Raw genomic sequence first — 9,402 nt, forward strand, 5'->3', positions numbered from 1 at the left:
TTTTACTCGTTCAAGGCCGAATTTGAAGTCTTTTCTGAACGAAACCCCCTACTATCTGTTGTCAAGGTTCAGTTTTTAGCTTGGTTATCGCTTTTTCCATTGTAGCTTAAAGCCGTCCTAAAACGACGGGGTTTTAACCCAAATTTTCGATAAACTTAATAGAAAATGCGGGAACAGGTTATCGAAGATTTTAGCGATTAATAGTGACTGGAGAAATCTGCCAATCGGGGCGAAGATTTTTCGCCCCTTGCAGATAGACGTGCTGCATTTCGCTTTGCAGTTTGAGAGTATTAACGTGGAGAATTACCCGAATACACTTGTCCAGACTACCAGCGACGTGCATCTGTTGCACATCGAGGAGGGGGACATTTTGCCAATGGGGACGTTCGCGAGCGATAGCAGCGGGAAAAATCGCGTCTAAATCCTGAGTTGCCGTAAAGATAATACTAACAATATCATCGGGATCGAGACTATTGTGGATTTCGATCGCTTCGAGGAGTTCTGTCACTGCTTCTCGTATAGCTTCAATAGTATTAACCGTTACTGTCGTCGCTCCCCGAATGGCTCGAACCTTCCACTGCACGATTGTCATCCTCCGCTAATCCTGATGAGTCAATTTTAGGGGTTAACGCGCCCTTTTTCTCGACTTTAATTTGGCCATCAGGGTCGGTATAACCACAATAGTTGTCCGTTAACTTCCAATTCAAATTCTAGACGCTGTAGGGTTTTTTGTAATCCTAGGGGTATTTGGGAACGATTGCCCGTCAGACGACTGAGGAGGGGTTTCGGTTCTTCGATAGTCTGACATTTAGTTTTATCTGGGGGTAATCCTGCCAATTCTAGCGCCCAAAGTCGGGCATCTTCCTCGGTTCCCAAGCGATCGACCACTCCTAATTCTAAAGCCTGTTGACCGGTAAAAATGCGCCCATCGGCAAAACTTTTCACCTGATTGACATCTAAATTTCTAGCGCTGGCGACGGTTTGCAGAAATTGCTGATAACTGGTATCGATCATATCCTGGAGAATTCTTTCTTCTTCATCAGTTAATTCTCGATCGAAGGAGAGAATATCTTTATAAGGGCCAGATTTAATCACTTTAAACGAAACTCCCACCTTATCCAACAATCTTTCCAGATTGTTCCCTCTCAGGATAACACCGATCGAGCCAGTAATCGTGCCGGGGTTAGCCATAATATAATTAGCCCCCATACCGATATAAACGCCGCCAGAGGCGGAAATATTGCCAAAACTAGCGATTATTTTCGTGTTTTTTTGTAACCGCTTCAATGCTTCATAAATTTCTTGGGAATCCCCCACGGTTCCCCCGGGGGAGTCAATGCGGAGAAGTAGGGCGGGATATTGCCTTTCTTTGACGATTTCTAGGGCTTTTAAGACTCTTTTGCGGGTATCGGAGGCAATTGCACCTGTAATTTCTATTCGAGCGATTTGTTTGCGGGTTTTCGGTTTAAAAGGCCAGACCATCAGGTTTAAATATCTCTAAAAAAAGGACTCTTTCTAATCTAACGCTTTGATCGTTCCAGGTTAAGCAAACATTATATTTCAGAATTTCAGGCTAAAATGTCTGGTTAGGTGTATAATAGCATTAACTGGCCAGAGTTGAGGTAGGCGAGGTGAGTATTTGGGCAAGAGAGCGGGGAATAGGAAGTGGGAAGTGGGGAGCGGGTTTTTAAAGTTCGATTGGAAGTTAATCATACTATTAAAAACAGATTTGCTATTAGAGTTTTTGGCGTTGCTGATTTGAGATATGAATCTTCTTTTGTGGGATTTTTAAAACCTAGACCCAAACTAACTTTTGGATGGGTGCAAGGTTGTCATTCATACCTTGATTCAGCAAGCCCTATATAATTCTAAGTAGAGAGACAGATAAAAAGCTCTCAAGGGATTGTCACCCATGACGGATGAAAGATTAGAACGGATCGAGAGCATACTACAGGCTACCGTTGTCCTCACGCAACAGAATCGAGAAGATATAGCAGGGAGTCTTGAACGAACCAACGAGCGCTTAAATCAATTTATCACTCAAGCTGAGAGCGATCGGCAGTTTTTCCGCAACGAAGTCACTGGTATCCGCACAGAAGTTAAGCGAATCGTAGAGCATCTTTTCGGACAATCCCCAGATCAGGAGTAAAGATTAGCCAACGGGTATATATTAGCCAAATCACCCGCAAAAAGCTTGATCAACCCTAATTAGGGTCTGCTGAAAAAGTTTTTCCTGGGGGCAGGGTGTGGGGTGTGGGGTGTGGGGTTTTACCCATTTTCAGGACGTTCGGACGTTCGGCGAAGCTCAGTCGAGCCGTGGTCAATTACCTAATGTTCAGGGAAAAAGTGCCTAAATTTCCCCAAGATCACTTCCAGGATCGGCACTTTTTGAAGGTTTTTAGATTTATTCAGCCTGCCCTAGATAAAAAGCTTTGTCCGGGCAATTTCTCCCCAACAGATGGTTTAAATTAAGATTTCATCCTTGAATAGATACAATGGATTTTGGTCTTGATCGATCTAAATTATTGCCAAAAGCTGTGAACTTTTTAAATTAAACTTAACCGAAATTTTACCCAATCTTAACCAAAAAAATCCCCAATATTTCTAGATTTAAAAGTAATATTTATGCCTTAAACTATATTTTGAAGAAAGTTCAACTTTCCCAATTGTGCAGGATTCTTCAACCAGAAAACTTATGATATTCTCAACTGCTACCCTAACTCGTGTGTGTGCTGTCTCCTTCGCCACGGCAGCGGCCTTAGCAGGGACGATGGGAGAAGCTTTCGCCCAAACCCTGAACGGTGCGGGAGCCTCCTTTCCCGCGCCCCTATACCAGCGTTATTTTGCCGACTATAAAAACGCCACTGGTGTCACCGTTAACTATAATTCCGTCGGTAGCGGTGCTGGTGTCCGGCAATTTATCGCCGGAACCGTCGATTTTGGGGCTTCCGATGCCGCTCCTTCCTCCTCGGAAAAAGGCCAGATGAAAAATGGGTTACTGCTAGTTCCCACCGCCGGAGGAGCCGTCGCCGTGGTGTATAATCTGCCCGGGGTAAATAACCTGCAAATTTCCCGGGCTAACCTCGGTAAAATCTTCAGTGGCGAGATCACCAACTGGAAACAAGTGGATCCGAAACTGCCCGACCGACCCATTAAAGTGGTGGTTAGGGCCGATGGTAGCGGTACTACAGAGATTTTTACTTCCCACCTGAGTGCTATTAGTCCTTCTTTCAAAAGTAAAGTGGGAACCAGCAAAGAACCTAACTGGGGTTTTACCGTTCTCAAGGGACCGAAAAATGATGGTGTGGCGGCCCTGGTTAAACAAACAGAAGGCTCGATCGGTTACGTTCAAGATACCTTTGCCCGCAAAAATGAAGGGGCAACCATGAGAACTGCCAAAGTTCAAAATAAAGCCGGTCAATTTGTCGAACCGAGTCTCGCCGAAGCTAACAAAGCTATGGAAGGGGTGAAATTTAACGCTGATTTTACCGCTAATGTAGATGATCCGAGCAATGGCTATCCGATCGTCGGGATTACTTGGTTATTAGTACCGAGAGACTACGCTGATAACAAAAAAGCGGCGGAAATTAAAAGACTGTTGACTTGGATTCTCACCACCGGTCAAGGTATTAACAATCAATTGGAATTTACCCGGATTCCCCAATCGGTGACACAAAAAGTTTTAGCCGAAGTTAACAAAATTAAATAAATACTTTTGTATTAGTTTGAACTTGATTGTCACCGCTTTCCAGTAAGATGGAAAAAAGTTACCGGTTAACCTCATAACTAATAACTGCAAGTATTTCTTTTCTCTGGGCTGAACAATGTTCAGCCCCTACAGTTGCGTTTTAAACAACTGATAACTGCTAATCGCTCTCTACCTTATGGCTAATTTTTCTGAATCGGTCGAGTCTTTTGATCTCTCGGCGGCCAATCTTAACGAAAGCCCCGGTACTGCGGGTTTATTTGATCGCATTTTTACAATCTTAGTCTGGATTTGTGCCGCCTCTGGTTTAATCTTTCTGCTCTGGATGGCCTGGATTGTTTTTCAGGATGCGCGGCCGGCGATCAATGAATTCGGTTGGGGATTTCTCTGGGGAACCACTTGGGATGTTAACGTCCTCAAATTTGGTGGTTTACCTTTTATTTTCGGTTCGATCGTTTCCTCGATTCTAGCTCTTTTATTAGCTATTCCCCTCAGTGTCGCCGTTGCTTTAACCACGAGCGAGAATTATTTGCCGGCAAGTGTCCGTTATCCCATCGGTTTTCTAGTGGAACTAATTGCCTCGATTCCCAGTGTAATTATTGGTTTATGGGGGATTTTCGTACTAATTCCCGTGCTGAAACCTCTGCAAGAATGGTTATTTCAAAATTTTGCTTGGTTCCCTTTGTTTAATACCCAACCGTTGGGACCAAGTATGCTGATCGCCGGTGTGATCCTGGCCATCATGATCGTGCCGACTATTTCCGCTATCAGTCGCGATGTGTTGCTTACCGTCCCCCCCGAATTACGCAGCGCCTCCATGGCCCTAGGGGCGACTCGTTGGGAAACCATCTGGCGCGTGTTGTTGCCGGCGGCCAGTTCTGGCATTATCGGGGCGATTATCCTCGGTTTAGGGCGCGCTTTAGGGGAAACTATGGCGGTGGCCATGGTAATCGGTAACTCCTCGATTATTAGTCCCTCCCTCTTGGCCCCTGGTTATACTATTCCTGCTGTACTAGCTAATACCTTCCCAGAAGCTTTTGAAAAAATCCACATCGGAGCCTTGATGTATCTAGCTTTGACTCTATTTTTTATTACCTTAGCCGTCAATAGTGTAGCGGCCTTATTAGTACAATTTATCAACCGCAATCGTTAATTTATGACTCAAGGAGCTTTTCCCGAAGAAGATTTACAGCAACCCCTGTCACCGTGGCGACATTTTTTTACCAACGGTCTCACGGGTTTAGCGATCGCTCTTAGTGCCATCGCCATTCTGCCTTTATTCGCTATTCTCTTTCAAATTGTCAAAGAAGGTTTACCCGGATTTAATTGGCAAGTTTTCACCTCTTTACCCGCCCCAGTTGGCTCCGATCCCAGTGTTCCCAACGGTTTTGCCAATGCAATCGTGGGGACTTTAACCATGGTCGGTTTAGCGGCTTTAGGCAGCATACCTCTGGGGATTCTCACCGGGGTTTTCCTCTCGGAATTCGCTCGGGGTTCCAAAATTGGCGGTATTCTGCGCTTTGCGATCGTGGTGTTGAGTAGTACCCCTTCCGTCATCGTCGGGGTGTTTTCCTTCGGGGTTTTGGTCTTAACCACCAAACAATTTTCCGCCGTAGCGGGGGCCTTTGCTTTGGGGGTGATTATGTTGCCCATCGTCGCTTTAACCACGGAAGAGTCCCTAAAACTAATACCCATGTCCTACCGTCTCGGTTCTTCCGCTTTGGGGGGTTCCCGTTTCAATACGGTATTTCGCATTGTCCTGCCAGCAGCGATCGCACCGATTATGACCGGGATATTATTAGCGGTGGCCCGGGCCGCTGGAGAAACCGCTCCCTTAATGTTTACGGCTTTATTTAGTCAATTTTGGCAAGAAAGTCTTTGGTCGCCCACACCAGCTTTAACGGTGTTGATTTATAACTACGCTAGTTCCCCCTTTCCTGAACAAAATTCCCTAGCTTGGACAGCTTCTTTAGTCCTAATTATCTTAGTTTTAATTACTAGCCTTCTCTCCCGTTTTGTCACTCGTAAACGCTCAAATTAAGCACTTTTCTGATGATCGATTCCTCTACCATGAACACCCCTACTTCTCTAGCTAATTCGGCGATCGAAGTCGAAAATCTCAGCTTTTTCTACGGTAGCAAAAAAGCCCTGGAAGGGGTTTCTTTACAAATACCTCAAAGGCAAGTAACCGCCATGATCGGCCCCTCTGGTTGTGGTAAATCTACTCTCTTAAAAGCCCTCAATCGCATCGGGGAATTAGAGGGGCAAGTGACAGTTAAGGGCAAAGTTAGGTTTTTTGGCCAGGATATCTACGCCCCCAAAGTTAACCTTCATACTTTACGGCGACAGGTGGGTATGGTGTTTCAGCGCCCTAACCCTTTTCCCGCTAGTATTTACGATAATATAGCCTACGGTATTAGAATTTATCGTTCCGCTAGTCGCAGTGAATTAGATGAGATTGTGGAATCAGCTTTAAAAGGAGCTGCTCTTTGGAATGAAGTTCAAGAGCTGTTGAATAAATCCGCTTTAGGATTATCGGGAGGACAACAACAAAGATTGTGTATTGCTCGCGCTTTGGCAGTAAAACCAAAAGTATTATTAATGGATGAACCTTGTTCCGCTTTAGACCCCCTTTCTACCCTCAAAGTCGAGGAATTAATCCATGAATTGAAGGAACAATACACGATCGTCATTGTCACCCATAATATGCAACAGGCCTCTAGGGTATCCGATCGCACGGCCTTTTTTAATGCCGATGAAACCCGCGTCGGTCGTTTGGTGGAATGTGATGCCACCCAGAAAATTTTCACCGATGCAGTTAATCAACAAACTCGCGATTATGTAGCCGGTAGATTCGGTTAATTTGTCTTGTCAGGGGACGGGAGACAGCTATCAGTGATCAGTGATCAGTTATCAGTGATCATATGTGAGTTTTCAGTTCACTGATTACTGTTTACTGTTTACTGATAACTGAAAAGTCTCCCCCCCTAAACAATAACGCTGCCCGATTTTGCTAGGATAAGAAATGTAACAAGAATCTTTCTCAACAGTCGGATAATTCATGGGCAACGATACCATCACCTTACTCTCTCCCCGGGAAATTGAAAAAATGCGTCGAGCCGGACGATTAGCGGCTAAACTCTTAGACCATCTGGCAGATATGGTCAAACCGGGGGTAAGTACCCTAGAAATCAATGATGAGGCAGAACGTTGGACTTGCGCCCAGGGAGCGAAAAGTGCGCCCCTAGGATACCATGGTTTCCCTAAGTCTATCTGTACTAGCATTAACGAGGTCATCTGTCACGGCATCCCCAGCGCCAATCAAATCCTTAAAGAGGGCGATATTATTAACATCGATGTCACCCCGATTTTAGAAGGTTATCACGGCGATACCTCACGCACTTTCTTTGTCGGTACTCCCTCCCCCCTGGCCAAAAAGTTAGTGGAAGTTACCAGAGAATGTCTGCAAAGAGGCATAGATGCAGTGCAGCCGGGGGGTAAAATCGGCGATATCGGGGCGGCTATCCAAGAATATGCCGAAGGAGAAGGATTTTCGGTGGTTAGAGATTTTGTCGGTCATGGTATCAGTAATGTTTTTCACACCGGTCCGCAGGTTCCCCACTACGGCACTCGTGGCAAGGGCAAAAAAATTCGCCCCGGCATGGTATTCACCATTGAACCAATGATTAATGAGGGAACCTGGCAACATATTGTCTTAAAAGACGGTTGGACTGCTATTACTAAAGATGGTAAACTTTCGGCCCAATTTGAACACACCATCGCCGTCACCGAAACCGGTGTCGAAATTCTCACTTTACCCGATTAAATTTAGGGAACGGGGAACAGGGGATAGGGAATGGGGGAATGGGAGAATGGGGAAATAGGGAAGTTTCAACTAATACCCCAAAACCCTAAAACCCTAAAACCCCATCACCCCTCTCCCTTCTCCCCCCGCAACGCGCACGAAGTGGTCTCCTCACTTCCCACTAATAACTGATAACTGAATATATGCAGTATCGTCGTTTCGGTCGCACTAATCTACAAATGCCGGTGTTTTCCTGTGGGGGAATGCGCTATCAATTTCAGTGGCAGGATGTGCCAATGTCGCAAATTCCCGACGAGAATCAAGGCAATTTAGAGGCAATCATCAATAAATCTCTGGAAGTGGGGATTAATCACATCGAAACCGCTAGGGGTTACGGCACTTCCGAGATGCAATTAGGCAAAATTTTACCGCAACTACCCAGAGATGAGATTATCGTGCAGACGAAAGTTTCTCCTAGTCAAGATGTGCGGGAATTTCGCCGTAACTTTGAGCAATCCCTGCAATTTTTACGGTTAGATTATGTGGATTTGTTGGGTATCCATGGCATCAACACCGCTGAAATTCTCGATTACACTATGGCCGAGGGCGGTTGTTGGCAAGAGGCGAAAAAATTACAGCAACAGGGAAAAGTTCGTTTTATCGGTTTCTCGACCCATGCACAAAATGATGTAATTGTCAAGACTATTGCAACAAATTGTTACGATTACCTCAATCTGCACTGGTACTATATTTTTCAGAATAACTGGCCGGCCATAGAAGCGGCAAAACAGCACGATATGGGGGTTTTTATCATTAGTCCCTCCGATAAGGGCGGCCATCTCTATAATCCTCCCCCTAAGCTCGTGGCTCTCTGTTTTCCTCTCAGTCCGATGGTTTTTAATAACCTATTCTGTCTCAGTCATCCGACCGTCCATACCCTTAGTATCGGTGCTGCGCGAGCCAGAGATTTTGATGAACACCTGAAAACTTTACCCTTACTCGATCGAGCCGAGGAGATTTTACCGCCAATTATCGAGAGATTGCAAGGGGAGATGATCAACTGTTTAGGCGATAATTGGGTGAAAACTTGGTCTGTGGGTTTACCTAGCTGGGAAAATACCCCCAATCACATCAATATTCCTTCTATCCTCTGGTTACGCAATCTCGCTATCGCCTACGATATGATTGACTTTGCCAAGGCCAGATACAATCTCTTGGGGAATGGGGGTCACTGGTTCCCCGGTCAACAGGCAAAAGAGGTGGAAAAACTCGATTTAACTCCCTGTTTAGCCGCTAGTCCCCACGCTGATAAAATTCCCTATCTTCTCGCCGAAACTCATCGATTATTGTCGGGAGAAACGGTACAACGCTTAAGCAGTAGTTAGGTGAACTACTCTCAAGGTCGTTGAGAGCTTCCTGCTTCAATGGGATGCGCTTTCTACCTCGAAAGATAGCCAGTCTTACCTTCCCGACCCCGGCAGAAGTCCTAGTTCCTAAGACCCATACTTTTTCTTGCAACACGACCCGTCGAAGCTCGCTTATCGCTTAAGGAATAGTGGTCAAGATCTGTTCATCGGAGCATCGGTTTTTGAGAATTGTCTATATGTTGGTCAGCATTCATCCCATCGCTAAAAGCGAGGGACTTCTGCTGACACTTAGTTAGGGTTGGCTGAAAGAAGCTAAAAACCTTACAGGAAAGGGCTTTTAGCTTGATTGAGAGCTTCCCAAATGCACTTAAATCTGCGCTTAATCGCTCAAAACCCTTGCATCTCCTCTCCTTAGTACTAATGTATCGCAAGATTGAGCAACTGCCAACCTCACCAGAAAACTTCGAGTTTCCCTCGGAGGGGAAATTATCCCCAGACAATCGTTGGGTTATCATGGCCAATCT

9 protein-coding genes are annotated in these 9,402 nt (G+C 45.4%); 7 read left to right on the plus strand and 2 right to left on the minus strand.

The features are described 5' to 3' along the window. Window positions 1-190: 190 nt before the first annotated feature. Complete coding sequence (aroH, locus tag EWV84_RS05875; RefSeq protein ID WP_287077106.1) at window positions 191-592, minus strand: chorismate mutase; 402 nt, start codon at window positions 590-592, stop codon at window positions 191-193. A 68-nt stretch (window positions 593-660) separates the two neighbouring features. Further along, complete coding sequence (gene sppA / locus EWV84_RS05880; RefSeq protein ID WP_286826844.1) at window positions 661-1,482, minus strand: signal peptide peptidase SppA; 822 nt, start codon at window positions 1,480-1,482, stop codon at window positions 661-663. A gap of 430 nt (window positions 1,483-1,912) precedes the next feature. On the opposite strand from sppA, the gene EWV84_RS05885 reads away from it, so the two are divergent. From EWV84_RS05885 to EWV84_RS05915, 7 genes are all read left to right on the plus strand, one after another. Next, a complete protein-coding gene (locus tag EWV84_RS05885) occupies window positions 1,913-2,149 on the plus strand; it encodes a hypothetical protein (protein WP_287077108.1) in 237 nt (78 codons plus the stop codon). A 546-nt stretch (window positions 2,150-2,695) separates the two neighbouring features. Next, entirely contained in the window at window positions 2,696-3,709 is a 1,014-nt protein-coding gene (gene pstS / locus EWV84_RS05890; protein ID WP_287077110.1) for a phosphate ABC transporter substrate-binding protein PstS, read from the plus strand. A gap of 175 nt (window positions 3,710-3,884) precedes the next feature. Further along, window positions 3,885-4,859 carry a phosphate ABC transporter permease subunit PstC gene (pstC, locus tag EWV84_RS05895; protein ID WP_286824268.1) on the plus strand — a complete coding sequence of 325 codons (975 nt, stop codon included), beginning with the start codon at window positions 3,885-3,887 and terminating at the stop codon, window positions 4,857-4,859. A gap of 3 nt (window positions 4,860-4,862) precedes the next feature. Beyond that, complete coding sequence (gene pstA, locus EWV84_RS05900) at window positions 4,863-5,747, plus strand: phosphate ABC transporter permease PstA (protein WP_286824269.1); 885 nt, start codon at window positions 4,863-4,865, stop codon at window positions 5,745-5,747. 11 nt (window positions 5,748-5,758) lie between these two features. Then, window positions 5,759-6,568: a phosphate ABC transporter ATP-binding protein PstB gene (pstB, locus tag EWV84_RS05905; protein WP_287077113.1), complete on the plus strand. Its 810-nt coding sequence runs from the start codon at window positions 5,759-5,761 to the stop codon at window positions 6,566-6,568. A 199-nt stretch (window positions 6,569-6,767) separates the two neighbouring features. Next, window positions 6,768-7,532: a type I methionyl aminopeptidase gene (gene map / locus EWV84_RS05910; protein ID WP_287077115.1), complete on the plus strand. Its 765-nt coding sequence runs from the start codon at window positions 6,768-6,770 to the stop codon at window positions 7,530-7,532. Between the two features lie 182 nt (window positions 7,533-7,714). Beyond that, entirely contained in the window at window positions 7,715-8,896 is a 1,182-nt protein-coding gene (locus tag EWV84_RS05915) for an aldo/keto reductase (protein ID WP_287077117.1), read from the plus strand. Window positions 8,897-9,402 lie beyond the last annotated feature (506 nt).

The organism is Microcystis sp. M_QC_C_20170808_M3Col (assembly GCF_007095505.1).
Taxonomy (GTDB): domain Bacteria; phylum Cyanobacteriota; class Cyanobacteriia; order Cyanobacteriales; family Microcystaceae; genus Microcystis.

Excerpts from the sequence above, each read along its gene's own strand:
- map (WP_287077115.1), top strand. The coding sequence starts at position 6,768 with ATGGGCAACGATACCATCACCTTACTCTCTCCCCGGGAAATTGAAAAA.
- sppA (WP_286826844.1), bottom strand. The coding sequence starts at position 1,482 with ATGGTCTGGCCTTTTAAACCGAAAACCCGCAAACAAATCGCTCGAATA.
- pstB (WP_287077113.1), top strand. The coding sequence starts at position 5,759 with ATGATCGATTCCTCTACCATGAACACCCCTACTTCTCTAGCTAATTCG.
- pstC (WP_286824268.1), top strand. The coding sequence starts at position 3,885 with ATGGCTAATTTTTCTGAATCGGTCGAGTCTTTTGATCTCTCGGCGGCC.
- aroH (WP_287077106.1), bottom strand. The coding sequence starts at position 592 with ATGACAATCGTGCAGTGGAAGGTTCGAGCCATTCGGGGAGCGACGACA.
- EWV84_RS05915 (WP_287077117.1), top strand. The coding sequence starts at position 7,715 with ATGCAGTATCGTCGTTTCGGTCGCACTAATCTACAAATGCCGGTGTTT.
- pstS (WP_287077110.1), top strand. The coding sequence starts at position 2,696 with ATGATATTCTCAACTGCTACCCTAACTCGTGTGTGTGCTGTCTCCTTC.
- pstA (WP_286824269.1), top strand. The coding sequence starts at position 4,863 with ATGACTCAAGGAGCTTTTCCCGAAGAAGATTTACAGCAACCCCTGTCA.
- EWV84_RS05885 (WP_287077108.1), top strand. The coding sequence starts at position 1,913 with ATGACGGATGAAAGATTAGAACGGATCGAGAGCATACTACAGGCTACC.